Below are 24,289 nucleotides of genomic sequence, written 5' to 3'. Positions count from 1 at the left end.
AGGGGTCCGCAGATCGAGGTGGGAGTACCGGCGCCCCCTCAGGGGCCTGCGTACGAGCTGAAGTCTCTTCACACCCGACAAATACCCATTTGATTGTCTTGGAGTCCTCATGCGCAGGTACCGTGATGCCTGATGTCGGCGGACCTCTTCGTGCATCCGGCCCTCTTCTACCGAGGTGACCCGGAATATGTGGCTGCCACCACGGATTTCGTGCGCGAGGGGCTGGCCGCAGGCGAGCCCGTCGCGGTGGCCGTGCCCGCCGCGAATCTGGCCAGGATCGAGGCCGGGCTCGGCGCCGACGCCTCCCGGGTGACCCTGATCGACATGGGCGTGGCGGGCCGCAACCCGGGGCGCATCATCCCCGCCGTGCTGCGGGCCGTCGCCGACCGGCATCCCGGCCAGCACGTGCGGATCATCGGCGAGCCCGTCTGGCCCGGTCGCTCGGGCACCGAATACCCGGCCTGCGCCCAGCACGAGGCGCTGATCAATCTGTCGTTCGCGGGCCGGCACGTCACGATCCTGTGCCCGTACGACCTGGAGGGGCTGACGCCCGAGGTGCTGCGCGAGGCCGAGCGCACCCATCCCGTGCTGCGCGACGCCACAGGTGAGCGGGCCAGCCCCCGCTACGCGCCCGATCTGGTCGTCGCCCGGCACAACCGGCCCTTCGACGAGCCCGCGGCGTGCGTCTCCCTGCGTTTCGACCGCACCGACCTGGCCGCGGCCCGCAACCTCGCGGGCGAGCAGGCCAGTGCGGCGGGCTTCGGGGACGACCGGCTCGACGACATCCGCCTCGTGGTGGCCGAACTCGGCGCGAACAGCCTCGACCACGGCGGCGGCTCCGGCCTGGTCAGGATCTGGACCGAGGACGCGCGGCTGGTCTGCGAGGTCGCCGACCGCGGTCACATCGCCGATCCGCTGGCCGGACGCGTCCCCGTCGAGGCGCAGCGCTCCGGCTCGCGCGGCCTGCTCATCGTCAACCTGCTCAGCGATCTCGTACGCGTCCACACCCGCCCCGGCGCGACCGCGGTCCGCGCCTACTTCGACCTGCCGGACGTCCTGGTGTAGACATCGGAGGATGATCCGGCTCCGGCCCATGCGGGCACGCGACGCGGGCGAGTCCCATCGCACCGCCACCAACCTCGAACTCTTCTTCGACCTGTGCTTCGTCGTCGCGGTCTCCTTCGCCGGCTCCCAGCTCCACCACGCGCTCAGCGAAGGGCACCTGGCCCAGGGCGTCCTCGGCTACCTGACCACGTTCTTCGCCATCTGGTGGGCGTGGATGAACCACACCTGGTTCGCCTCCGCCTACGACAACGACGACTGGTTGTTCCGGCTGACCACGCTCGTGCAGATGTCGGGCGTGCTGGTGCTGGCCGCCGGGGTGCCCAGGGCGTTCCAGGACCACGACTTCCGCGTCGTCTACGCCGGATACCTGATCATGCGCCTGGCCATGGCCGCCCACTGGCTGCGCGCGGCCTGCGGCGACCCGGCGGGACGGCGTACGGCCGTGCGGTACGCCGTCGGCATCTGCCTCGCGCAGGCCGGCTGGATCCCGCTGCTGGTCGTGCCGGGGGAGTGGTACCTGGCGGCGTTCGCGTTCGGCGTCGTCCTGGAGCTCTCGGTGCCCGTATGGGCCGAGCGCGGCAGTCCGACCGCCTGGCACCCGCACCACATCGCCGAGCGGTACGGCTCGTTCACGATCATCATGATGGGCGAGAACGTGCTGGCCGCCACGGTGGCCTTCCAGGGCGAGGCGCGCGGCGGCGGCCTGCGGCCCGAGCTGATCGTGCTGGCCCTGGGCGCGCTGGTGATCGCGTTCGCCATGTGGTGGCTCTACTTCGACCCGCCGACCGCCGACATCCTCGACTCCACCAGGCGCGCCATCCTGTGGGGGTACGGCCACTACGCCGTCTTCGCGGCCGTCGGGGCCTTCAGCGCCGGGGTCGAGGTGGCCATCGACTTCGAGTCGGGCACGGCCCACCTGTCCGGCACGGGCGCGGCGCTGGCCGTCTCGGTGCCCGTCGCGGTGTTCCTGTTCATGGTCTGGCTGCTGCACGTGCGGCCCCACCGCTACGGCGCGGCCGACAGCGCGGCCTTCCTGGGGGCGGCCGTGCTGGTGCTGTTGTCGGCGCTGACGCCGACGCCGGTCCCGCTGATCGCCGTCGTGCTGGTCGCGCTGGTGATCGTGACCGGTGTGACCAGGCGCGAGGCCCGGCGCCCGGCCTCCGGCGCGCTCGGCTAGCGGGCGGGAGGACGCCCGTTCACACCCGGCCCTTGTAGACGTCGATCTTCAGGTCGAGGACCTTGATGTCCTTGCTCAGCTCGGCGATCCTGGCCTGGACGCGCTCGCGGTGCAGCTCCAGCATGGCCAGGCGCTCGGGGGAGGTGTGCTCGCCCATGCGGCGCAGCTCCGCGTAACGGCACATGTCGGCGATGGGCATGCCGGTGGTCCTGAGCTTGGTGAGGAAGTCCAGCCAGCGGAGATCCTCCTCCGCGTAGTCCCGGTGCCCGCTGAGGTTGCGGCCGACCGAGTGGATGAGCCCGATGCGCTCGTAGTAGCGCAAGGTGTGGGCGCTGAGGCCCGAACGCTGGGCGGCCTCTTGGATCGTCATGCGTACAGGTTCACCCTTTGAGTGCACTCGAAGTCAAGTCGAGGGTGCCGCCGGCTGTAGCCACCCTGAGGGGGCAGGCCCTACTCAGGGTCATCTTCCCGCAGGTCGGAGGCCCGACCCTGAGGCCCCGCGACCAAGGTCTTAAGGGACGAGTCAGGGCCCGCTGGGGCTCATCTCCGATGTTGGCAAAGAGCGCATTCCGCGAGCTTTAAGGCATGAGGGGATTGCTTGCCAGCGGATTCACGGCGATCGGCACCGGGACCGGCGCCATGCTCACCTTGCACGCCGAAGCGGGCCTCGACCCGTTGCACAGCGTGATCAGCGAGTACGCCTTCCAGGCGTCCGGATGGTTGCTGCCGGCCTCGCTGACGCTGTTCGCCGTCGGGTCCGGGCTGATCGCCGAGGCGCTGCGCCGCTCCGGAGCGAACCGCTGGGTCGTCGCGCTGCTGCTGGCGTGGGGGGCGAGCATGTTCCTGATCGGGGCGTTCCCGACCGACCGTCCCGGGGTGCCGCTGTCGTTGTCCGGAGGCATCCACCGCTACGCCGCCTTCGCCGCCTTCCTGGTGATGCCCGCCGCGGGCTTCCTGCTGGCCAAGGCCAGGACCAGGTACGCCACGGCGATGCGGGTGCTGAGCGGCGTGGCCCTCGGCGCGCTGCTGCTGGTCGTGGTCCCGTACGTGGTGCGCATGTTCGGCATCCCCTTGAGCAACGACGACATCCCGGCGGGCCTGACGCAGCGGGTCGTGGTCGTGACCGAGATCGGGGTGCTGGCGCTGGCGGGCCTGTCGATGCTCAGGCCGGCGGCCCGGCGGGTGTCGGCCGTGCTGGCGTGACGCCTGGTTCGCGAGGGGCGGGATGATCTTCCCGCCCCTTTTCGCGTGAGAACGGTCCGCTCCTGGAAAGAGGAGAGGCATCTGACCTCGGGCAAGGAGCTGTGAACATGACCATTTTGATCGCCTATGACGGTTCGGACGACTCCAAGGCCGCCATCGCCTTCGCCGGACGAGCGGTGCAGGACAGGTCCGCCGTCGTGCTCACGGTGTGGGAGCGGCTGGCGATGACCTCGGCCCGCGCCTCGGCCGGGCTCATGATGACCCTCGACAACACCGCGGCCGAGGACGAGGCGATCGGCCAGGCGATGACCGAGCTGGCCGGACACGGCGCCGAGCTGGCCCGCGAGGCCGGCCTCGACGCGACACCGCGGTGCGACCTGGACTCGGTGGCGGTGTGGTCGACCATCGTGGACGTGGCCGACGAGATCGACGCCACCCTCATCGTCACCGGGACACGGGGACTGGGCGGAGTGCGGTCGTTGCTGCTCGGCAGCACCTCGGACCGCGTCCTGCACCACGCCCGCCGTCCCGTGCTGGTGGTCCCGGGCCCCGAGGCGACCTCCTGACGGCCCCGGGGACGGGAACGCCGGGAACGTACGGCAGAGTGGGCCCCCTCGGGATCCCCTGACCGGCGACCCCCGACGCGGGCGCGGGCCCGGAGGAAGGGGCGGCATGGCTGACGGCCTGGCACGGCGGCTGGGCACCGGCGACGCGGTCGTGGTCGGGCTGAGCGCGATGATCGGCGCGGGCGTGTTCGCCGCCTTCGCCCCGGCCGCCGCCGCGGCGGGAGGCAAGCTGCTCGCCGCCCTCGCGCTCGCCGCCGTCGTGGCCTACTGCAACGCCACGTCCTCGGCCCGGCTGGCCGCGCTCTACCCCGAGTCCGGCGGCACCTACGTCTACGGCAGGCGACGGCTCGGCCCGCTGTGGGGCTACCTGGCGGGCTGGGGCTTCACCGTCGGCAAGACGGCCTCGTGCGCCGCGATGGCGCTCACCTTCGGCTCGTACGTCGCCCCCGGCGCGGCCCGGCCCCTGGCCGTCGCGGCGGTCGTCGCGATCACCCTGCTCAACCTCTACGGCGTCCAGCGCTCGGCCGCGGTCGCCCGGGTGATCGTCGTGCTCGTGCTCGCCGTGCTGGCGGCGGTGATCGTCGCCGGGCTGACGGGGGAGCGGCCGCCTGTGACGCCCGAGGCCGCGCTGTCCGGGGCCGGCCTGTGGGGGGTGCTTCAGGGCGCCGGGCTGCTGTTCTTCGCGTTCGCCGGATACGCCAGGATCGCCACGCTGGGGGAGGAGGTGCGCGATCCGGCCCGTGCCATCCCGCGGGCGATCGGCATCGCCCTGGGCGTCACGCTCGTCGTCTACACGCTGGTGGCGGTGGCCGCCCTGCGCACGCTCGGGGCGTCCGGGCTGGCCGGGTCGGCGGCGCCGCTGGCCGAGGTCGCACGGCGGGGCGGGGCCGAGTGGCTGGTCCCGGTCGTGGGGGCAGGGGCGGCGGTGGCCTCGCTCGGGGCGCTGCTCGCGCTGCTGCTCGGCGTCTCGCGCACCGTGCTGGCGATGGCCAGGGAGCGCGACCTGCCGGGCGTGCTGGCCGCGGTCGATCCGCAGCGGCGGGTCCCGCGCCGGGCCGAGGCGGCGGTGGGGGCCGCGGTGGTCGTGCTGCTGCTGGTGGCCGACCTGCGCGGCGCGATCGGGTTCTCCTCGTTCGGGGTGCTGGTCTACTACGCGATCGCCAACGCCGGCGCGCTGACGCTCTCGCGGGCCGAGGGCGCGCCGGTCAAGGCCGTGCCGGTGCTCGGGCTGGTCCTGTGCCTGGTGCTGGCGTTCACGTTGCCGCTCGCGTCCGTGCTCGCGGGCGTGGCGGTCTTCGCCGTGGGGCTGGTCGCGTGGGCCGTACGCCATCGCTCGTGATCGTGCCTCGACCGGCTCGCGGGCGTAGACTGGCCGCGAATCCCTTCGGTGATGGCCCGGGCGTGCCGACGAAAGCGCCCTCCTCGTGAACGTCCGCGTAAGGAACCTCCTCCCGGCCGCATGAGCGGCATCCGGGTGCGCACCTCCGGAGAGCTCCGGGCCCAGCGGCGGCGCAGGCCGCCCCGATGCCTCGGCCACCTCACCGTCGCCCCCCTGTGGCCCATGCACGGCGTCAACCTCGGCACCCTGCTGCGCACCTGCGACGCGGCCGGCGCCTGCATGGCCGTGCCTCGCCTGCCGTGGGTCCCCGAGGCGCTGGCCAGGGGGAACACGCTGCGGGCCGGGGCGTGCGTGCACTGGGTGAAACCGCTGCCCTGGCTGGCCTCCCGGCGCGAGCGCGTGCTGGGCGTCGAGCTGGCCGAGAACGCCATCAGGCTGGCCGACCTGCCCATGGCCCGCGAGCCCACCGTCGTCGTGCTCGGTCATGAGGCCACCGGCATCCCCGGCGAGGCGCTCGACCTGCTCGACGCCGTGGTCGAGATCCCGATGATCGGCACCGGGGCCAGCCTCAACGTGGCGGTGGCCGGGTCGCTGGTGCTTTACAAGCTCGCCGGGCTCGCCTGAGAACGGTACGATGCCGAACATGACGATCAGCGCGGTGATGATGACCCCGTAGGGGGTTTCACCGACGACGACCTGTTGAGGCCCTGCGACCCGGGGCCTCTCGTCGTGTCGGGGCCCCTTCGGGAGGCGACCGATGTACATCACGACGACCATCCCCTACGTCAACGCGCGACCGCACCTCGGGCACGCGCTGGAGCTCGTCCAGGCGGACGTGCTGGCCAGGCACCACCGGCGGCGCGGCGAACCCGTGCGGTTCCAGACCGGGACCGACGACAACTCGCTGAAGAACGTGCTGGCCGCCGAGGCCGAAGGAGTGCCGGTACGGGAGTTCGTGGACCGCAACGCGGCCGCCTTCCAAGAGCTGCGGGAACCGCTGGACCTGTCCTTCGACGCGTTCGTCAGGACGAGCAGCCATCCCGGGCACCGCGCCGGCGTCGAACGCATCTGGAAGGCCGTCGAAGGCGACCTCTACCAGCGGCACTACGAAGGGCTCTACTGCGTGGGCTGCGAGCAGTTCTACCCGGAGGGCCCCTGCGCGGAAGGGCACGAGGCGCCCCTGCAGGCGGTGTCGGAGCGGAACTGGTTCTTCCGGCTCTCCCGCTACCAGGACGCCCTGCTCGACCTCATCCGCGGCGGCGACCTGCGCATCGAGCCGGCGGCCCGGCGCAACGAGGTGCTGGCGTTCGTCGAGGCGGGGCTGGCCGACATCAGCGTCTCGCGGTCGGCGGCGCGCGCCCGCGGCTGGGGCATCCCCGTGCCGGGCGATCCCAGCCAGGTCGTGTACGTGTGGTGGGACGCCCTCGCCAACTACGTCACCGCCCTGGAGGGCTCGGACTACGAGCGCTGGTGGGTGGCCGAGCCGGACAAGGTGCACCTGGTCGGGAAGGGGGTGATCCGCTTCCACGCGGTCTACTGGCCGGCGATGCTGCTGGCCGCCGGGCAGCCGCCGCCCTCGCAGATCTTCGTGCACGACTACCTCACGGCGAACGGCCGCAAGATCAGCAAGTCGTCCGGGACGGCCGCCGACCCGGTGGCCCTGGTGGACGCGTACGGCGTGGACGCGGTGCGGTGGTGGCTGCTGCGCGAGGTGCCGCGCGTGGGCGACGCCGACTTCACCGAGGAACGCCTGGTCGCCAGGGCCGACGAGGACCTGGCCAACGGCGTGGGCAACCTGGTCAACCGGGTGGTCACCATGGTCCACCGGTTCCTGGACGGGAACGTGCCGGAGGTGCGCGCGGAGTTCGGGCCGGGCGACGTGCACGGCGCGCTGGGGGACTTCGACTTCCGCCGGGCCGCCGGAGCGGTGTGGCGGCTGGTCGAGGAGGCGAACAGGTACGTCGAACGCGTCCGGCCGTGGAAGCAGCCCCCGGCCGAGCGGGAGGCGTCGCTGGGCGTGCTGGTGGGGGCGTGCCGGACGCTGGCCGACCAGCTGGAGCCCTTCCTGCCGACGGCGGCGGCGCGGGTGGCGGCGGCGGTGGCGGGGGAGCGGTTGCCACGGCCGGAGCCGCTGTTCCCGCGCCTGACCCGATGAGTCCTGACATGTACGGACGCGTCCACCCCCGGTGCGGACGTCCGACCCGGGGATGGTTGACGGTGCGGCAGGGGCGGCCTACGTTGGGCCCACTTACTGACCAGTTGGTATGGAGGTCCCATGCCCACCGTCGAGACCGTCCGCGGCCCGATCGACGTCGAGGAGCTCGGTCAGACGCTGATGCACGAGCACGTCTTCGTCGTGGCCGCCGAGCACGTGGACAACTACGGCAAAGGCGCCTGGTGGGACGAGGAGTTCCGGGTCGCCGACGCGATCTCGAAGCTCAACGCGGTGGCGGCCAAGGGCGTGCGGACGATCGTCGACCCGACGGTGTGGGGCCTGGGCCGCCACATCCCGCGCATCCAGCGCGTGGCCGCCGGGGTGCCCGGACTCAACATCGTCGTCGCCACCGGCCTCTACGCCTTCGAGGAACTGCCCCACCAGTACGAGCACCGCGGCCCCGGCCTGTTCCTCGACATGCCGGACCCGATGATCGACGACTTCGTCCGGGACCTCACCGAGGGCATCGCCGACACCGGGGTCAAGGCCGCGTTGCTCAAGTGCGTGGTGGAGCACAAGGGCCTGACGCCCGGCGTCGAGCGCATCTGCCGGGCCGTCGCGCGGGCCCACGTACGGACCGGGGCGCCGATCACCGTACACACGAACTCCTTCACCCAGAGCGGTCTGCTCGCGCTCGACCTGTTCGCCAAGGAAGGGGTGAACCTGGAGAAGGTGGTCATCGGGCACGCGGGCGACAGCAACGACCTCGACTACCTGATGCGCCTGGCCGACACCGGCGCGACGCTGGGGATGGACCGGTTCGGTCTCGACGCCTACAACTCGACCGAGCAGCGCGTGGCCACGGTCGCCGCCCTCTGCGGACGCGGATACGCCGACCGCATGGTCCTCAGCCACGACGCCGCCTGCTTCATGGACTACTTCGGCGGCGCATGGGACGAGGCCAGAAGCACGCTCGCGCCGAACTGGCGCTACGATCACATTCACGATGACGTACTGGCCGCACTGCTCGACTCCGGTGTCACCGACGACCAGATTGAGCAGATGCTGGTGTTCAACCCAAGGCGTTACTTCTCGTAAAGTGGTCGAGAAGTGACGACAAGTGGGAAAGCGACGCAGGTAGGTGGAGCTGGGTGACTTCGGAGCAGGCTTTGTCGATCAGCCTCGGACTCCAGGGCCCCTGCGTCATCGCGCGGCTGACTGGAGATTTCGACTTCGGGTCCGCGGCCGAGGTGCGCGACCGTGTCACCAAGGCGCTCGACCTCACCCAGCCGCCGCTCCTCGTCATCGACATGCAGGCCGTCAGCGTCTGCGACTCCTCCGGCCTGTCCGTGCTGGTCTACCTGCACAAGGCCGTCACCGCCTCCGGTGGCAAGCTGCTGCTGTCCGGTCTCAACGGCCGGTGCAAGCACCTGTTCGCGATCACCGCGCTGGACAAGTTCTTCGACATCCGCAGCACGGCCGAACTCGCCATCGCGGAACTCAACGAAGCCGGGAATTCGCCGCCGTTCACCGGGTAGTTGCCGGTACATGTCGGCCTCAGAGCCCGATCCGCTCGGCATGTACCTGAAGCAGATCGGCAAGAACCCCCTCCTCTCCGCCGCGGACGAGGTCGACCTCGCCCGTCGCATCGAGGCCGGCCTGTACGCGGGCCACCTCATCGGGCGCGGCGACGGCACCCCCGAGCTCGAACACCTCGTACGCGACGGGCGGCGTGCCAAGGACGAGCTGATCAGGTCCAACCTCCGCCTGGTCGTCGCCGCCGCCAAGCGTTACGCCTTCCGCGGGCTGCCGCTGCTCGACGTCATCCAGGAGGGCAACCTCGGGCTGATCAGGGCCGTGGAGAAGTTCGACTACACCCGCGGGTACAAGTTCTCGACGTACGGGATGTGGTGGATCCGCCAGGCCATCGAACGCGGCATCCACGACAAGAGCCGCACCGTACGGCTGCCCATCCGCGTGGGCGAGGAGCTGTCGCGGCTGCTCAGGGTCGAGCGGCAGCTCGCCGCCGACCTGGGCCGCGACCCGACGGACGGCGAGCTCGCCCGGTCGGCCGCGCTGCCCTCCTGCCAGGTCGCCGCGTTACGCGGCCTCGGCCAGGACGTGGTCAGCCTGGACCTCCCGGTAGGGGAGTCCGGCGAGAGCCGCATCGCCGATCTGATCGCCGACGAGGACGGCATGGGGGTGCAGGAAGTCGCCGAACACCGTGCCATGAGCGCCGACGTCCGGGAGGTGGTCACGTCGCTGCCGCCGCGCGAGGCGTTCGTCATCAAGCTCCGGTACGGCCTCACCGGGCAGAAGGCACAGAGCCACAGCGAGATCGCGGACCGTCTCGGGCTGACCAGGGAACGCGTCAGGCAGCTGGAGAAGCAGGCGCTCAAACGGCTCCGCCAGGACGGCCCCCTGCTGGCCTGGGCATCCTGACTCCCGGCCGCGCCTCAGGCAGCGGACGAGGGCCGAGCCTGCGCCCGGCCCCCGTCACTCCTCGGGTCCTGGGTCAGGCGGTGACGAGGAGCGCGACCCCGATCAGCACCGCAACCGGGACGAGCCACATGACGGCCTCGACAGCGAACTCCTTGTACATCGCGCAAGTCTCCCTCGAAACGCCCAAGTGGGGCACTGCTAAACGTCACTGCGCAGCATAGCCGCCCCCACCCCCATCGCGGTCCACCCACTTCCGGCAAGGCCCACCCCTCGGTCACGCGTTCGCTGCACGGGCCCTCGTCACAGCTGTCGGCGGGCGATGCGCTTCCCGAGCCCTGCCAGGGACTCGTCCGCCATCAGGGCGGGCAGGCGCGGGGCGTCCAGGTCGATCTGGTGCAGGACGGCGGGATGGCCGCCGTTGAAGCGGCTCCACGCCCGGACCACCTCCGGCATCGCGGCCACCGCCGGGTCCGACAGGATGGCCTCCCGCGGCAGCCACGACGTCAGGAACTGGCTCACCCGCGCCGGACTCCACCACAGCGGACGCCCGCCCACGAACTCCACGAGCTTCTCGAACGCCTCCCGCGCCCCCGGCACGTCGGGCAGGTCATGGAAGTCGGCCATCGTCCCGTCGGGCGCCTGCCGGACGAGCCCCGGCACGGCGAGGGCCCGCGCGACGGCCAGCGGACGGACGGCGGCCAGCGTGTCGGCCACCTGAGCCCCCATGATCCGGTCGCCCAGCTCGAACCCGTCCAGCACCCGCCCGGCCACCACCCCGGGCTCGGCCGGGCGCAGGCCCAGATCGTCGAGGAACTTGACCTCCTCGACGACGGCGTCGACGGCGAGGCCGCCGTTGGGCTGGTCGATGCCGACGACGAGGAGGTGCGGCTCCTTGCCGTTCCCGTACCGGAACGACAGGACGGCCAAGGTCTGCTCGCCGTACGGGTCGGCCTTGCCGTACCAGGCTCCTTCGCAGGTCACCTGGCCCATACGGCCTACCCAGCCGGGCAGTACGAGATCGGCGTACGTCGTCCCGGGAACCTCCACCCCGAGAATCCGCAGCGGTCCCTCATCCGATTCCGGCTCCTGCCCCTCGGACGCCCCGAGAGCTTCCCGGTCCTGTGTGCCGGACGTGGCGGAGGCTTCCCGGTCCTTTGTGCCGGGGGCCCCTGGCTCCGGGCCCCGCCGGTCTCCGTCCGGTACGTGCTGATCGGCCGTCGGGTCAGCCGACTCGTCGTCGGCGTCCGGGAGGGGGCGCGTCCCCGTCCAACCGGTCCTGTCGATCGCGGCCAGGGCGGCGAGGGTGAGGCGCGACTCGGCGCTCCCGTCCTCGGCCAGCTCGCGCAGGAACGGCTCCACCTCGTCGGGCTCCAGACCGGCGGTGAGCCGGGCCGCCCAGAGCTCGGTCCGCAGCGGCGAACGCCAGCGAAGCAGGTCGCGGGCTTGGGCGACGGCCGCGGAAAACGCAGTTGTGCTCACCCCCCGACCGTACCGCCCCACCCACCGACACCCCCCACCCACCGACACCCCCGCCCACCGACACCCCGCCCACCGACACCCCCGCCCACCTCACCCTCCGCTCAGGCCGGGCCGGCTCGCTTCGACCGGCGCCGCGCCTGGCGTGGCGGTGTCGTTGGTCGGCTCCACCGGCTGGTGGGGCGGGTGGGGGTGGTCGGTCGGTGGTGGGGTGGTGCAGGGGACCACTTGTCGAGTGGCGGGCCAAGGGCGGCGTGTGGTTGGCACAGGCTGGATGGTGGGCCGTCATGGTGGGCGGCGTATGTCGGCGCAGGCTGGATGGTGGGCCGGTCAGGTGATGGTGGCCGGCCCACCGTCCAGTGGCTGGGTCAGCGGTTGTCGCCGCCGAGGCCCGCCTTGCGGAGGGCTTCGGCCATCGCGCCCATGGGAGCCGGACGGTCCTGGCGGCGCTGGCCGCCGCGCTGACCGTCGCCGCGGCCCTGACCACGACCGCCGTCGCCACGACCACCCTGACCACGGCCACCGTCGCGGCCACCGTCGCGGCCACCGTCGCGGCCACCGTCGCGGCCGCCGTCGCGGCCGCCGTCGCGGCCACCGTCACGACCGCCGTCGCGACCGCTGTCACCGCGAGCGCCGTCGCCCCGGCCACCGTCGCGGGCGCCGCCGTTGCGGCCGCCTTCGCCACGGGGGGCGGAGCCGTCACGGTTGCCGTTGCGACCGCCGCCGTCGCCGTTGCGGGCGCCCTCCGGGCGGGTGCCGGACTTGCGGGGCGGGCGGCCCTCCGCGGACGGCTGGGTGACGTCGTCCTCCAGGCGGAGGGTCAGGGAGATGCGCTTGCGCGGGATGTCGACGTCGAGCACCTTGACCCGGACGATGTCGCCGGGCTTGACCACGTCGCGCGGGTCCTTGACGAAGGTGCGGGACAGGGCCGACACGTGCGCCAGACCGTCCTGGTGGACGCCGATGTCGATGAACGCGCCGAAGGCGGCCACGTTGGTGACCACGCCCTCCAGGATCATCCCCGCCACCAGGTCGGAGATCTTCTCCACGCCCTCCTTGAAGGCGGCCGTCTTGAACGCCGGACGCGGGTCGCGACCCGGCTTCTCCAGCTCGCGCAGGATGTCGGTGACGGTCGGCAGGCCGAAGGTGTCGTCGATGAAGTCCTGCGGCCGGATCGTGTGCAGGGCCGAGGTGTTGCCGATCAGCGACTTGAGGTCGGTCTGGACCGAGCTCAGGATGCGCCGGACCACCGGGTACGCCTCGGGGTGCACGCTGGAGGCGTCGAGCGGGTCGTCGCCGTCCGGGATGCGCAGGAAGCCGGCGCACTGCTCGAACGCCTTGGGCCCGAGCCGCGAGACCTCCTTCAGCGCCGTGCGGGTACGGAACGGCCCGTTGGCGTCGCGGTGGCGCACGATGCCCTCGGCCAGCGTCGCGCCGATGCCCGACACCCGCGTGAGCAGGGGCGCGGACGCCGTGTTGACGTCGACCCCGACCGCGTTGACGCAGTCTTCGACGACGGCGTCGAGCGAGCGGGAGAGCTTGGACTCGGCCAGGTCGTGCTGGTACTGGCCGACGCCGATCGACTTGGGGTCGATCTTGACCAGCTCGGCCAGCGGGTCCTGGAGCCGGCGGGCGATGGAGACCGCGCCGCGCAGCGACACGTCGAGGTCGGGCAGCTCCTGGGAGGCGTAGGCCGAGGCCGAGTAGACCGAGGCGCCCGCCTCCGACACCACGATCTTGGTGATCGACGGCATGAGCTTGACCAGGTCGCCGGCCAGCTTGTCGGTCTCGCGCGAGGCGGTGCCGTTGCCGATGGCGATGAGCTCGACGCCGTGCTTCTGGGCCAGCGCGCCGAGCACGGCCAGCGACTGGTCCCACTGGCGCTTGGGCTCGTGGGGGTAGATGGTGGCGGTCTCGACGACCTTGCCCGTGGCGTCGACCACGGCCACCTTCACGCCGGTGCGCAGGCCGGGGTCGAGGCCCATGGTCGCGCGGGTGCCGGCCGGGGCGGCGAGCAGCAGGTCGCGCAGGTTGGCGGCGAAGACCCGCACGGCCTCCTCCTCGGCCGCCTGCCACAGGCGCATCCGCAGGTCGATGCCGAGATGCACGAGGATGCGGGTGCGCCAGGCCCAGCGCACGGTCTCGGCCAGCCACGCGTCGGCCGGACGCCCCTTGTCGGAGATGCCGAACCGGGCGCCGATGCGCAGCTCGTAGTCGGCGGTCTCGCCGGGCTCCAGCACGACGTTGAGGACCTCCTCCTTCTCGCCCCTGAACATCGCCAGGACGCGGTGGGAGGGCAGCTTGGTGAACGGCTCGGTGAACTCGAAGTAGTCGGAGAACTTCGCCCCCGCCTCCTGCTTGCCCTCGCGCACCTTCGACACCAGCCGGCCGCGGCTCCACAGCCGCTCGCGCAGGTCGCCGATGAGGTCGGCGTCTTCGGCGAACCGCTCGATCAGGATCGCCCTGGCCCCTTCGAGGGCCGCGCCGGCGTCGGCCACGCCCTCGGTGACGAACTCCGCGGCGACCGTGGCCGGGTGGAGCGTGGGGTCGCCGAGCAGCTTCTCGGCCAGCGGCTCAAGGCCCAGCTCGCGGGCGATCTGCGCCTTGGTGCGCCGCTTGGGCTTGTAGGGCAGGTAGATGTCTTCGAGCCTGGCCTTGGTCTCGGCCGCCATGATCTGCGCGCGCAGGTCGTCGTCGAGCTTGCCCTGAGACTCGATCGACTCCAGGATCGCCGCCCGGCGCTCGTCGAGCTCGCGAAGGTAGCGCAGCCGTTCTTCGAGCGTGCGGAGCTGCGCGTCGTCGAGGGCGCCGGTGACCTCCTTGCGGTAGCGCGCGATGAACGGCACGGTGGCGCCGCCGTCGAGCAGATCGACCGCCGCCTGCACCTGCCCGTCGCGCACGTCGAGCTCTGCCGCGATCCGCTGGTGTATAGAGAGCACTTGCCTGCCTTTCGATGGTCCCGCCGGTCAATTGTGCAGGACTACGCCGTCCTTCATGACCAGAGTGCGCCGAGGGTGAACGACCACGGCCTCTCCGGGGCCGCTCGCGGGCACCACGACGAGGTCGGCCCGGTCGCCCGGAGCCAGGCCGTAGTCGGGCAGCCCGAGGGCCCGCGCGCCGCCCACGGTGGCCGCCTCCAGAGCGAGCTCGATGTCCTCGTCGCGGCGGAACGCGCTGCGGTAGGCGAGGTGCATCGCGCGCTCCAGCATGTCGCCCGAGCCGTAGGGGCCCCACAGGTCGCGGACGCCGTCGTGGCCGCAGGCGACGGTGACGCCCGCGGCGCGCAGCTTCTTGACCGGCGGCACCGGGTAGCTGTAGACGGCGGCGGTGGCGACGGCCACGCCCGCGTCGAGGAAGCCCTGGATCAGGCGGTCCTGGGCGGCGTCGCCGAGCTCGCCCAGCGCGTACGCGTGGCTGACCGTCACCCGGCCGCCGAGCCCCAGCGCCTTGGTGCGCTCGATGATCAGCTCCAGCTCCCAGCCGCCCAGCGAGCCTCCGTCGTGGAGGTGGATGTCGATGTGCGCGCCGAACCGGTCGGCCAAGCCGAAGATCAGGTCGAGGTGGCGCACCGGATCGCGGTCGACGCCGGCCGGATCGAGGCCGCCGACCGCCTCGACGCCGCTTCTGAGCGCCTCGGCCAGCAGGTCGGCGGTGCCGGGGTTGGTGAGCACGCCGTGTTGCGGGAAGGCGACCTGCCGCACGTCGACGGGGGAGCGGGCGGCGGCCTCGCGCACGGCCTCCACGCCCCGCAGGCCCACGGAAGGGTCGATGTCGGTGTGGGTGCGCACGTGGGTGGTGCCGGCCTCGCTCATCCGGGCCAGCAGCGCGCCGGCGCGCTCGGCGCTCGGCACGCCCAGCTCGGCGCGGCGGCCCAGGTCGTTGGCGATGCGGCCGGCCAGCGAGTCGTCGGCGGAGTGAGGGATCCAGGGGCCGCCGTAGAGCGTCTTGTCGAGGTGGCAATGGGCGTCGACGAGACCGGGCAGGACGAGCTGGCCGGTGACGTCGAGGACGAGGGCGCCGGGCGCGTCGAGGGACGCGCCCACCTGGTGGATGCGGCCGTCGCGGACGAGCAGGTCGGCGGGGAACGCGAGCCCCCAGGGCCGCCCGCCGCGGATCAGCACGTCGGTCATGGCAAGCACCCTAGAGGGCGGCACCGACGATTTCCGTGCCCCCGGACGCGAGGGTTGTGAGTCGCCCCCGGACGGCGGGCACGGCCTAGTCGGGACGAGTGGCGAAGAGTTCGAGGTGGTGGCAGGAACGGCAGCGGTAGGCGTCGATCTCCCACTTGGGACGGCCCATCAGCCGGGCCCCGCCCAGGATCCCGCGCCGCAAGGCCCCTTCGACCCAGCGGGCGTACCCCCGGGAGTGCTCACCCTGGTCCGCGACGAACCCGGGTTCGAGGCCCTCCTCGCCGCAGTGCGTGCACCGTAAGTTGTCCATGCCACAGAGCCTAGATCTCCGCGAGGTGCGCCACGTTGGCCACGTCGGCCGGATCGGTGCTGGGCCGGCCGCAGAACCAGGCGTCGAGGATCTCGCCGAGCACGACGTCGGAGGTCAGACGGAGGCTGAGGGCCAGCACGTTGGCGTCGTTCCACTTGCGCGCCCCGTCGGCGGTGTAGGCGTCGACGCAGAGCGCGGCGCGCACGCCCGGCACCTTGTTGGCGGCGATCGAGGCGCCCGTGCCCGTCCAGCAGCAGACCACCGCCTGGTCGGCCCGGCCCTCGGCGACGTCTCTGGCGGCCAGTTCGCAGGCCCAGGCCCAGTCGTCGCGTTCGCCGTCGTCGAGTGCGCCGTGGGTCAGCACCTCGTGACCCCGCCCGCGCAGCTCGGACACCACGCGCCCGGCCACTCCGTCGTCGCTGTCCGCCGCCACCGAGATCCGCATGGGTTCATCTCTATCAGCAACGCGGTGGCGGGTGCGGGGATCGAACCCGCCTGGAGCGGCTTATGAAACCGCCGGGCACACCAGCGCCCCCACCCGCCTGGAACGAGCCGGGGGCTGCCGATCTCAACGGCGGGAACCCCCGGACGGGTGCGGGACGCGCATTCGCCGGATGACCATGGCACGAGCATGCCGCCCGGCCGACCGGCCCCGCAACGCGTTTTTCAGGTGTACCGGGCGCGCATGCGCTCGCAGAAATCGTCAGACAGCTTCGTCATCAGCCTGGACAGCTCTTCCCGCTCCGACTCCGGCCAGTCGGCCAGCGCCTCCTCGAACCAGCCGGTGGTGATCCGGCGGCACCTGCCAGCCACCTCGGCCCCCTCCTCGGTGAGTGCGATGCGCCAGGCCCGCCGGTCGTCGGGGTCGCGTACGCGCTCGACCAGCCCGCGCTGCTCCAGAGCGGCGACGTGCCTGGTCACGTGCGGGCTCTCCACCTGCAGGCCCTCGGCGATCATGCCGATCCTGCGCGGCTCGCCCGCGTCCAGCAGGTAGACGATGATCTGCACGTCGGGCCGGTCGAGCCGGATGCCGGCGGCCTCGGTGAGCCACTCGTGGGCCTTGGCGCGGTTGAGCGTGATGACCAGCCGGCGGAAGGCCGACACCGTCTTGTTGAGATCTTCGCCCATCTGTTTGCTTACCTAACTTACGTATGTATCATCGTTGCTCGGTTACTTACCTAAGTTATCTAAAGGAGCCGACATGGCGACAGTCGTCGCATCCGCGGCGCGTGAGACGTCGATGCGCAACCCCTGGCCCACGGTGGTCTCACTGGCGTTCGCGGCTTCCATAGCCGCCCTCCAGAACACCGCGGTGGTCCCGTTGCTTCCCGTGCTGCAGCGCGAGCTGCACGCCTCACTCTCGGCCGTGAGCTGGACGCTCACCATCAGCCTGCTGGTCGCCGCGGTCTCCACGCCGCTGCTGTCGCGCTTCGGCGACATGTACGGCCGGCGCCGGATGATCCTCGGCGCCCTGGCCCTGCTGGTGGTGGGTTCGGTCATGGCGGCGCTGGCCACGTCGCTGGCCTGGCTGATCGTCGCCCGCATCCTCCAGGGAGCGGTGTCCGCGCTGGTCCCGCTGTCGATCGGAGTGGTCCGCGACCTGCTTCCCCGGCAGCAGCTCGCGACCGGCATCGGCGTGCTGAGCGCGACGATGGGGTTCGGCAGCGGCGGCGGCATGATCCTGGCCGGGCTGGCCGCCGGCGACTACCACCTGGTGTTCTGGATCACCGGCGGGATCTCCCTGGTGGCCCTCGTGATCCTGGCCTTCCTCGTGCGTGACGTGGCGCCGGCCGGCAAGGGCCGTCCGGATCTCGCCGGGGCCGCGCTGCTGACCGCCTGGCTGGTCGCGCTGCTGCTGGCGATCAGCGAGGGCGGCTCGTGGGGCTGGACGTCGCCCGGCGTGCTCGGCCTGTTCGCCGCGGCCGCCGCGCTGGCCGTGGTGTGGGTGCTGGTCGAGCGCAGGGTGGCCGAGCCGCTGGTCGAGATGTCGATGCTGGTGCACAGGGGCACGATCGGCGCGACGGTCTCCTCGATGCTGCTCGGGTTCTCGTTCTTCACGCTGCTGACCGGCATGTCGCAGTTCGCCCAGGTGCCGAAGGTGACCGGCTACGGCTTCGGCGCCTCCACCCTGCAGGTCGGCTTCTTCCTGCTGCCGAGCACCCTGTTCATGCTGGTCATCTCGCTGTTCGCGGGGCGGCTCATGCGCCGGTTCGCCGCCTCGTACATGGTGGCGGCGGGCGCGGGGGTGACCGGGCTCTCGGGGGCGTGGCTGGCGTTCGAGCACGGCAGCCCGGCCACCCTGTACGTGGCCTCCTCCCTCATGGGCGTCGGCCTCGGCGTCGGCTACGCCGCGCTGGGCACGATGGCCGTCGAGCATGTCGAGTCGTCCAGGACCGCGCTGGCCGCGGGCGTGAACGCGCTGGTGCGCATCGTCGGCGGCAGTGTGGCGGGCGCGGCCATCGCCGCGACCCTGGCCGCGCGGCCCGGCGTCCTGGGCTTCCAGTGGGTGTTCGGCACCGCCGCGGTGGCCGGGCTGGTCGCGGCGGCCTTCGCCACGGTCTACGGGAAGCTGAACAGCCGGGCCGTCACAGCGCCTTCAGCCCACTGATCACTTCCAGCAGCACCTTGGCGTCCGGCGCGGGCGGCGGCAGCTCGACCTGGACGAGCTGCCGCGCGTGCAGGTCGCCGACCAGCACCCTGACCACGCCGATGGGCAGGTTCAGCTCGGCGGCCACGTCCACCAGCCGGGTGGGCTTGGTGCACTTCTGCATGATGATCAGGTGCTCGGGCCCGAGCCCCACCGGAGGCGTCAGCCCGCCGGCGGTGACGATGACCGCGATGAGGTCGATGGCCTCGCTCGCGGGCACCGTACGGCCCCTGGTCAGCAGGTAGGCCGGGACGATCGGACCGGCGTCCTCGTCCAGCCAGCGCTCGTCACTCACTTGGCACCACCCGCATCACAGGACGGGCGGGCTCCTTCACGTCGGCCTCCGGTTCCGGATCGGCCACGTGCTCAGCCGGGATCAACACGATCGCGGTGGTCCCTCCATATGGTGAACCGCGTAGCGTCACGCGGATGTCATGCCTGGCGGCCAGGCGGGAGACGACGAAAAGCCCCAGCTTGTCGCTGTCGGCCAGGTCGAACTCGGGTGGGCTGGCCAGCCGCTCGTTGAGTTCGGCCAGCTCCTGGGTGCTCAGTCCCAGCCCGCGGTCCTCGACCTCGAAGGCGAAGCCGCGGGCCGTCTCCTCGCCGCGCACGATGACCTGCGTGTGCGGGGGCGAGTAGACGGTCGCGTTCTCGATCAGCTCGGCGACCAGGTGGATCACGTCGCCGACCACCGGTCCGGCCAGGCGCTGTCCGGACATCGGCTCGACGGTGACCCTGCGGTAGTCCTCCACCTCGGCCGTGGCGCCGCGGGCCACGTCGAGCAGCGGCACGGGCTTGCTCCAGCCGCGGCCCGGGGTGGCGCCCGACAGGATGATCAGACCCTCGGCGTGGCGGCGCATGCGGGTGGTCAGGTGGTCGAGGCGGAACAGGTCGTCCAGGGCCTCGGGGTCGGTGGCGCGGTGCTGCATGTCCTCCAGCTGGATGCGCTGGCGGTGCAGCAGGGCCTGGGAACGCCTGGCGAGGTTGCGGAAAACGTGCCCGACGCCCTCGCTGAGCTGCGCCTGGCCGATCGCGGCCTCGACGGCGGTCTGCTGGACGGTGGAGAAGGCCTGGCCGACGTCGCCGATCTCGACCGTGCTGGTCGCCACCGACAACTCCGGCATCTCCACGCGCTCGCCCTTGCGCAGCTTGGCCACCACGTGCGGCAGCCGCTCCTGGGCGACCTCCAGGGCGGCGAGCCTGAGCGCGCCCAGCTCCTTCGACAGCCGGTTGCCCATCCGCAGCGAGAACACGATCGACACGATGACCAGCAGGAAACACGTGCCGGCCAGGATGAACGCCCGCGACAGCACCTGGTCGGCCACCGGGTCGGCGCGCGAGTTGAGCAGCGTGCTGGCCCGCATGAGCGACTCCGCGTACGTCTTGGAGATCGACTCGGTCGTGCTCAGCCAGCCGCGCGGCGGCGTGGCGCCGGCGATGATCCGGTCCTCCATCAGCCGCATGCGCTGGTAGGCGGGGGAGGTGACGAGGGAGACCTGGGTGTCGCGCAGGCTCGGGTCCAGCTCGCCGAGCCCCTGGTCGATCAGGAAGCGCCGGTTGCCGACGATCTGGGTGAACTGCCGGCGTTCGGACGGCGTGACGGGCCCGAGCGCGATGGCCTGCTCCCTGGTCAGCAGCTCCTTGGCGTAGCCCAGCTCGATGATCACACGGGACTGCTCGTAGATCGGGATGTCGTTGATGAGCGCGACGCGCCGGTGCAGGCCGTAGAGGGAGTCGACCACGGTGTTGTACGCCTCGCCGACGAGCAGACGGTCGGAATGGCCGTCGTCGATCTCACTGCGGATCGCGTCGATCCTGCCGAGCTGCGTGTACACCGCGTCCACCTGCGTACGGATCTCTTCCGATCGGTCCTTGGAGCTGCTGGAGAGCTTTCTGAACTCGTCCCTGGCGGCGTCGGTGCGGGTGCGCTGGTCGGCCACGTCCTTCGGGGAGGCGGCCCGGCGCAGCAGCTTGGCCGAGGAGAGACGCTCGTGCTGGAGCTCGCTGATCAACTTGTACGCCGGATGGCGGAGGTTCGTCCAGAGTGTCTTGTACTGACGCAGCTCCAGGCTCTCGCCGGCGGTGACGGCGGTGATGACGCCCCACAGCACGACCATGGAGGTCAGGGGCACGAGTAGTAGTCCGATGATCTTCATGCGGATCGTCCGGCTACGACCCATGGCACCTCACTCCGGTCGGTCCCCTGCTGGCAACCCCGGACGGGACAAGCCCAGAGGATAGCAATTCGATCACCCAATTGCCCAATTTTTCTGGACTTTTGGACATGTGTCCGTGATCTTGCAGTAGGTTTCCCCCAAATCGGTTACAGAGGAGAGATGCGTTGCGCCGTCGTCTCGTAGCGGCCGCCGCGCTGGCACTCCTGTCGGCCTGCTCGGCCCCGGCGGAGATCCCCCGGCCCCCCGCCGCGGAGTCCGTCTTCGTGTACGCGCAGAACCTGGACGTCATCTCCGACTGGGACCCGGCGACCTCCGACTCCAACGAGCTCATCGCCTTCCAGAACGTCTACGAGACCCTGACCCTCTGGAACCCCTTCACCAAGAAGTCGGCCCCCCGCCTGGCCACCTCCTGGCGCTCGACCCCCGACGGCCGCACCTGGACGTTCACGCTGCGCCAGGGCGCGACCTTCCACACCGGCAGGCCGGTGGACGCGGCGGCGGTCAAGGCGTCGATCGAGCGCACGATGAAGGCCCGCGCGGGCGCGTCCTACATCTGGGACGCCGTCTCCTCCATCAGGGCCGTGGACGCGAGCACGGTCACCTTCGCCCTGAAGTACGCCGTGCCGCTGGACCTGGTGGCCTCCTCCGGGTACGCGGCCTACATCTACGACACGCAGGCGGCGCCCGACCTGCGCTCATGGCTCGGCGCGGGCCGGGACGCGGGGTCGGGGCCGTACACGGTGGCGGCCTGGCGTCCGGGCCAGGAGGACGAGCTGACGCTGAAGGCGTACCCCAAATACTGGGGCGGATGGGACAAGCCGCACTACAGCGCGGTCAAGTACCGCGTCGTGCCCGACCCCGACCGCGCGTGGCGGATGCTGGCGCGCGGCGAGGTGAGCTTCGTGGACCGGCTCAGCCCCCGGCTGTTCGCCAGGGCCGCGGTCACGCCGGGGGTGCGCACCAGCGAGCGGGACTCGTACCAGACGGCCATGCTGCTGTTCAACACCGCGGCCGGGCCCATGAAGGACGTGCGGGTGCGCCGCGCGGTGCAGAAGGCCGTCGACTACCGCGGCCTGGTCAGGGCGCTCAGGGGAGCGGTCGCGCCGGCCAGCGGCATCGTCCCCGAGGGGCTGACCGGCCACGTCGCGGGCCGCGAGCCCCGGCAGGACCTGGCGGGCGCCGCGCGGCTGCTGGGCCGCGCCGGGTACGGGCCCGCCGGCCGGCCGCTGCGGCTGCGGCTGACCTACGCCCAGGGCGACCACGACCAGCGGCTGCTGGCCACCAGCCTGGCGGCGGAGCTGAAGCCGCTCAACGTCACGCTCGACGCCCGCGCCCTGTCCTGGAACGCCCAGTGGCAGCAGGGCAGGAAACGTGAGCAGGACATCTTCCTCATGTACTGGTGGCCCGAGTACGCCGACGGCTACTCATGGTTCGGCAACGTCTTCCGCAGCGCCGACCCGCCCGTGTTCAACCTCGCCTACCTGCGCGACAGGACCCTGGACGAGCTGCTCGAAGGGCTGCCCGAGCTGAGCGTGACCGACAAGGAGGCGGCGCGGGCGGCCTACGAGCAGGCCACCGGACGCGTGCTCGACGTGCGGGCCGCCGCGGCGCTGCCCTGGGTGGTGCGGTACCAGCGGGCCTACCTGGGCGGTGTGCAGGGCTACGACGACAACCCGGCCTACCCCGACGTGGTGTTCGCCTACGAGCTGCGCCCCTCCGGCTGAACCGCCTCCGCCGAGGACGCCTCGACGCGCTCGCGCAGCCGCGTCCTGATCTCCTCGGGCGTGTACGCCCGCCGCCGTCGCTCGGCGCGCGCGATCACCACCCCTGTCGCCGCGACTCCCGCGATTCCCGCCAGACCGAGCATCTTCCACCAGCGCATGTGCCTAGGCTAGCGATGTGCTGACTCTCGACGAGGCCGTCAAGGTGACCAGGACCGGCGATCTGTGGATCTTCCGCGGGAGGTCCGTGCCCGACCGGGCCATCCAGACCATGACCAACAGCCCGGTCAACCACGTGGGCATGGCGATCGTGATCGAGGACCTGCCGCCCATGATGTGGCACGCCGAGCTGGGCAAGTCGCTGCTCGACCTGTGGGACGGCACCCACCACCGCGGCGTCCAGCTGCACGACCTGCGCGACGCGGTCACCGTCTGGGCCGACCGCTACGGGCAGCGTCCGTGGCTGCGCCAGCTCGAACCGCAGGCCACCCCCGAGATGGAGGACGCGGCGCTGCGCACGGTCGCCCGGCTCGACGGCACCCCGTTCCCGTCCACGGCCCGGCTGGCCGCCCGCTGGGCCAGGGGCCGGGTCCCGCGCCGCGCCAGGAACGACCGCACGCTGGAGAGCGCGTACTGCGCGGAGGTCGTGGCCGTCACCTACGAGGCGATGGGCCTGCTGCCCGGCGGACGCCGTCCCAACTGGTACGACCCCGGCAGGTTCTGGAGCGGCGACGACCTGGAGCTGCTGACCGGCCGCCGCCTCGGCCACGAGATCACCGTGGGAGTGGCGCGTACGCGGGCCTGACCACGGCCAGCGGGACCGTCACCGCGATCAGCGCGGCCACCAGCACGAACCCCAGCCGGTAGCCGGTGTGCCCGAGCACCAGCCCGAACCCCGTCGCGCCCACGCCCATCCCGGCGTCGTAGGCCAGGTTCCACAGGGCGCTGACCCGGGCCGCCGGGCCGCGCCGGAGCATCAGCGTCAGTGTCGCGTTCTGCAGCACCCCGAAGCCCGCGCCGAACAGCGCCATCCCGGCCACGACCGGTACCGGCGCGTCCGTCCACGCCTGGAGCGCGGTGCCCGTGGCGGCGGCGAGCAGGCCCGGCACGAGCAGCGTGGCCGGGCCGTGGCGGTCGCCGAACCGGCCCGCCCACCAGCGGGCCGCCGGCGTGGCCAGCGACTGGGCGAGCAGGGCCGCCGAGGCCAGTCCGGGCGAGCCCGCCAGCGGCAGGAACGTCACCAGCACGCCGACGGCGAACGTGACCGAGGCGAAGACCAGCATCGGCGCGGCCAGCCCGCCCGTCCGCCCGCCCGGACCGGCGGTGACCGGCCGGGCGGCGGGCAGGCCGGTCACGGCCGCGAGCCCGGCCAGCGGCAGCAGCCCGCCGACCACCAGGACGGGCGCGAACCCGAGCGCGTCGGCCGCCCACAGGCCCAGCGGCAGACCGGCGACCGAGGGCACCCCGACGGCCAGGCCGTACAGGCCCAGCCCTTCGCCGCGGCGCTCGGCGGGCACCAGGTCGGCGGTGAGCGCGGTGCCGGCGACCACGAGCACGCCGAGGCCCGCGCCGCGCAGCAGCGACACGGCCAGCACCACGGGCAGGTCCGCCGACAGCGGGAGCAGCAGGGCGGGCAGGCCGAGCAGGAGCAGGCCGAGCGCCAGCGCCACCCGGTAGCCGTGCCGGGACAGCAGCCAGGGCACGGCCAGCTCGGCGAGGACCGTGGACGCCATCATCGCGCCGGTGGCCAGGCCCGCGCCGGTCGCGCCGGAGCCGCCGGTCGCGGCATAGAGGGGGACGGCGGAGAACAACAGGAAGAAGCCGAGCATCCCGGACACCGAGGCGGCCATCATCAGACCTAACGAACGCGTCATCACGCCT

Annotated in this window: 24 protein-coding genes and 1 tRNA gene; 13 read left to right on the top strand and 12 right to left on the bottom strand. The window is 72.0% G+C overall.

Going from position 1 to position 24,289, the window contains the following annotated elements; all coding sequences use genetic code 11:
- Positions 1–132 precede the first annotated feature (132 nt).
- Both ACIA8R_RS09130 and ACIA8R_RS09125 read left to right on the top strand, forming a co-directional pair.
- Entirely contained in the window at positions 133–1,065 is a 933-nt protein-coding gene (locus tag ACIA8R_RS09130; protein ID WP_364084486.1) for a sensor histidine kinase, read from the top strand.
- A gap of 10 nt (positions 1,066–1,075) precedes the next feature.
- Positions 1,076–2,242 carry a low temperature requirement protein A gene (locus ACIA8R_RS09125; protein ID WP_364084483.1) on the top strand — a complete coding sequence of 389 codons (1,167 nt, stop codon included), beginning with the start codon at positions 1,076–1,078 and terminating at the stop codon, positions 2,240–2,242.
- A 19-nt stretch (positions 2,243–2,261) separates the two neighbouring features.
- Here the strand turns inward: ACIA8R_RS09125 and ACIA8R_RS09120 are convergent, their stop codons facing one another.
- Positions 2,262–2,612, bottom strand: coding sequence for a MerR family transcriptional regulator (locus ACIA8R_RS09120; RefSeq protein ID WP_357699334.1), 351 nt, complete (start codon positions 2,610–2,612; stop codon positions 2,262–2,264).
- Between the two features lie 215 nt (positions 2,613–2,827).
- On the opposite strand from ACIA8R_RS09120, the gene ACIA8R_RS09115 reads away from it, so the two are divergent.
- From ACIA8R_RS09115 to ACIA8R_RS09080, 8 genes are all read left to right on the top strand, one after another.
- The gene (locus ACIA8R_RS09115; protein ID WP_397037529.1) at positions 2,828–3,445 is read left to right on the top strand and encodes a DUF998 domain-containing protein; all 618 of its coding nucleotides are present in this window, start codon (positions 2,828–2,830) and stop codon (positions 3,443–3,445) included.
- 107 nt (positions 3,446–3,552) lie between these two features.
- A complete protein-coding gene (locus ACIA8R_RS09110) occupies positions 3,553–4,011 on the top strand; it encodes a universal stress protein (protein WP_357699338.1) in 459 nt (152 codons plus the stop codon).
- A 106-nt stretch (positions 4,012–4,117) separates the two neighbouring features.
- On the top strand, positions 4,118–5,350 hold the full coding sequence (locus ACIA8R_RS09105) for an APC family permease (protein ID WP_397037527.1): 1,233 nt from the start codon (positions 4,118–4,120) through the stop codon (positions 5,348–5,350).
- A gap of 120 nt (positions 5,351–5,470) precedes the next feature.
- Positions 5,471–5,974 carry a TrmH family RNA methyltransferase gene (locus ACIA8R_RS09100; RefSeq protein ID WP_357699342.1) on the top strand — a complete coding sequence of 168 codons (504 nt, stop codon included), beginning with the start codon at positions 5,471–5,473 and terminating at the stop codon, positions 5,972–5,974.
- Positions 5,975–6,107: 133 nt separating this feature from the next.
- Complete coding sequence (locus ACIA8R_RS09095; protein WP_397037525.1) at positions 6,108–7,505, top strand: methionine--tRNA ligase; 1,398 nt, start codon at positions 6,108–6,110, stop codon at positions 7,503–7,505.
- Positions 7,506–7,625: 120 nt separating this feature from the next.
- Entirely contained in the window at positions 7,626–8,603 is a 978-nt protein-coding gene (locus tag ACIA8R_RS09090) for a phosphotriesterase-related protein (RefSeq protein ID WP_364084465.1), read from the top strand.
- 53 nt (positions 8,604–8,656) lie between these two features.
- Entirely contained in the window at positions 8,657–9,043 is a 387-nt protein-coding gene (locus ACIA8R_RS09085) for an STAS domain-containing protein (protein ID WP_352327166.1), read from the top strand.
- A gap of 10 nt (positions 9,044–9,053) precedes the next feature.
- The gene (locus ACIA8R_RS09080; RefSeq protein WP_397037523.1) at positions 9,054–9,947 is read left to right on the top strand and encodes an RNA polymerase sigma factor RpoD/SigA; all 894 of its coding nucleotides are present in this window, start codon (positions 9,054–9,056) and stop codon (positions 9,945–9,947) included.
- A 300-nt stretch (positions 9,948–10,247) separates the two neighbouring features.
- Here ACIA8R_RS09080 and ACIA8R_RS09075 read toward each other — a convergent pair whose 3' ends face one another.
- The 7 genes from ACIA8R_RS09075 to ACIA8R_RS09045 form a co-directional block, all read right to left on the bottom strand.
- Positions 10,248–11,426, bottom strand: coding sequence for a hypothetical protein (locus ACIA8R_RS09075; protein WP_397037521.1), 1,179 nt, complete (start codon positions 11,424–11,426; stop codon positions 10,248–10,250).
- Between the two features lie 365 nt (positions 11,427–11,791).
- Entirely contained in the window at positions 11,792–14,362 is a 2,571-nt protein-coding gene (locus ACIA8R_RS09070; protein ID WP_397037519.1) for a Tex family protein, read from the bottom strand.
- Positions 14,363–14,389: 27 nt separating this feature from the next.
- Complete coding sequence (locus ACIA8R_RS09065; protein WP_397037517.1) at positions 14,390–15,553, bottom strand: amidohydrolase; 1,164 nt, start codon at positions 15,551–15,553, stop codon at positions 14,390–14,392.
- Between the two features lie 85 nt (positions 15,554–15,638).
- Positions 15,639–15,863: a hypothetical protein gene (locus ACIA8R_RS09060; protein WP_357699355.1), complete on the bottom strand. Its 225-nt coding sequence runs from the start codon at positions 15,861–15,863 to the stop codon at positions 15,639–15,641.
- A gap of 10 nt (positions 15,864–15,873) precedes the next feature.
- On the bottom strand, positions 15,874–16,308 hold the full coding sequence (locus tag ACIA8R_RS09055; RefSeq protein ID WP_397037515.1) for an RpiB/LacA/LacB family sugar-phosphate isomerase: 435 nt from the start codon (positions 16,306–16,308) through the stop codon (positions 15,874–15,876).
- Between the two features lie 25 nt (positions 16,309–16,333).
- Positions 16,334–16,406, bottom strand: a tRNA-Met gene (locus ACIA8R_RS09050).
- Between the two features lie 123 nt (positions 16,407–16,529).
- On the bottom strand, positions 16,530–16,991 hold the full coding sequence (locus ACIA8R_RS09045; RefSeq protein WP_357699360.1) for a MarR family transcriptional regulator: 462 nt from the start codon (positions 16,989–16,991) through the stop codon (positions 16,530–16,532).
- A gap of 73 nt (positions 16,992–17,064) precedes the next feature.
- Between ACIA8R_RS09045 and ACIA8R_RS09040 the strand changes: the two genes are divergently transcribed.
- Positions 17,065–18,471, top strand: coding sequence for an MFS transporter (locus ACIA8R_RS09040; RefSeq protein WP_397037514.1), 1,407 nt, complete (start codon positions 17,065–17,067; stop codon positions 18,469–18,471).
- Here ACIA8R_RS09040 and ACIA8R_RS09035 read toward each other — a convergent pair.
- A complete protein-coding gene (locus tag ACIA8R_RS09035; protein WP_352328721.1) occupies positions 18,449–18,805 on the bottom strand; it encodes a DUF742 domain-containing protein in 357 nt (118 codons plus the stop codon). The two genes, ACIA8R_RS09040 and ACIA8R_RS09035, sit on opposite strands and share 23 nt — an antisense overlap.
- Positions 18,798–20,690 carry a nitrate- and nitrite sensing domain-containing protein gene (locus ACIA8R_RS09030; protein WP_364084442.1) on the bottom strand — a complete coding sequence of 631 codons (1,893 nt, stop codon included), beginning with the start codon at positions 20,688–20,690 and terminating at the stop codon, positions 18,798–18,800. Before ACIA8R_RS09030 ends, ACIA8R_RS09035 begins: the two co-directional genes overlap by 8 nt.
- Before the next feature lie 161 nt (positions 20,691–20,851).
- Here ACIA8R_RS09030 and ACIA8R_RS09025 point away from each other — a divergent pair, with 161 nt between their 5' ends.
- Positions 20,852–22,411, top strand: coding sequence for an ABC transporter substrate-binding protein (locus ACIA8R_RS09025; protein WP_357699366.1), 1,560 nt, complete (start codon positions 20,852–20,854; stop codon positions 22,409–22,411).
- Here ACIA8R_RS09025 and ACIA8R_RS09020 read toward each other — a convergent pair.
- Positions 22,387–22,569 (bottom strand): hypothetical protein, encoded by a 183-nt coding sequence (locus tag ACIA8R_RS09020; protein ID WP_357699477.1) that lies wholly within the window; start codon positions 22,567–22,569, stop codon positions 22,387–22,389. The two genes, ACIA8R_RS09025 and ACIA8R_RS09020, sit on opposite strands and share 25 nt — an antisense overlap.
- 17 nt (positions 22,570–22,586) lie before the next feature.
- Here ACIA8R_RS09020 and ACIA8R_RS09015 point away from each other — a divergent pair, with 17 nt between their 5' ends.
- Positions 22,587–23,213 (top strand): hypothetical protein, encoded by a 627-nt coding sequence (locus tag ACIA8R_RS09015; RefSeq protein ID WP_357699368.1) that lies wholly within the window; start codon positions 22,587–22,589, stop codon positions 23,211–23,213.
- Here ACIA8R_RS09015 and ACIA8R_RS09010 read toward each other — a convergent pair.
- Positions 23,182–24,282: an MFS transporter gene (locus tag ACIA8R_RS09010; protein WP_397037512.1), complete on the bottom strand. Its 1,101-nt coding sequence runs from the start codon at positions 24,280–24,282 to the stop codon at positions 23,182–23,184. The genes ACIA8R_RS09015 and ACIA8R_RS09010 overlap by 32 nt on opposite strands.
- Positions 24,283–24,289: the final 7 nt, after the last annotated feature.

Origin of the sequence: Nonomuraea sp. NPDC051191 (assembly GCF_044455665.1) — a bacterium.
Lineage (GTDB): Bacteria > Actinomycetota > Actinomycetes > Streptosporangiales > Streptosporangiaceae > Nonomuraea.
This window is presented reverse-complemented; position numbering and strand designations above follow the sequence as displayed.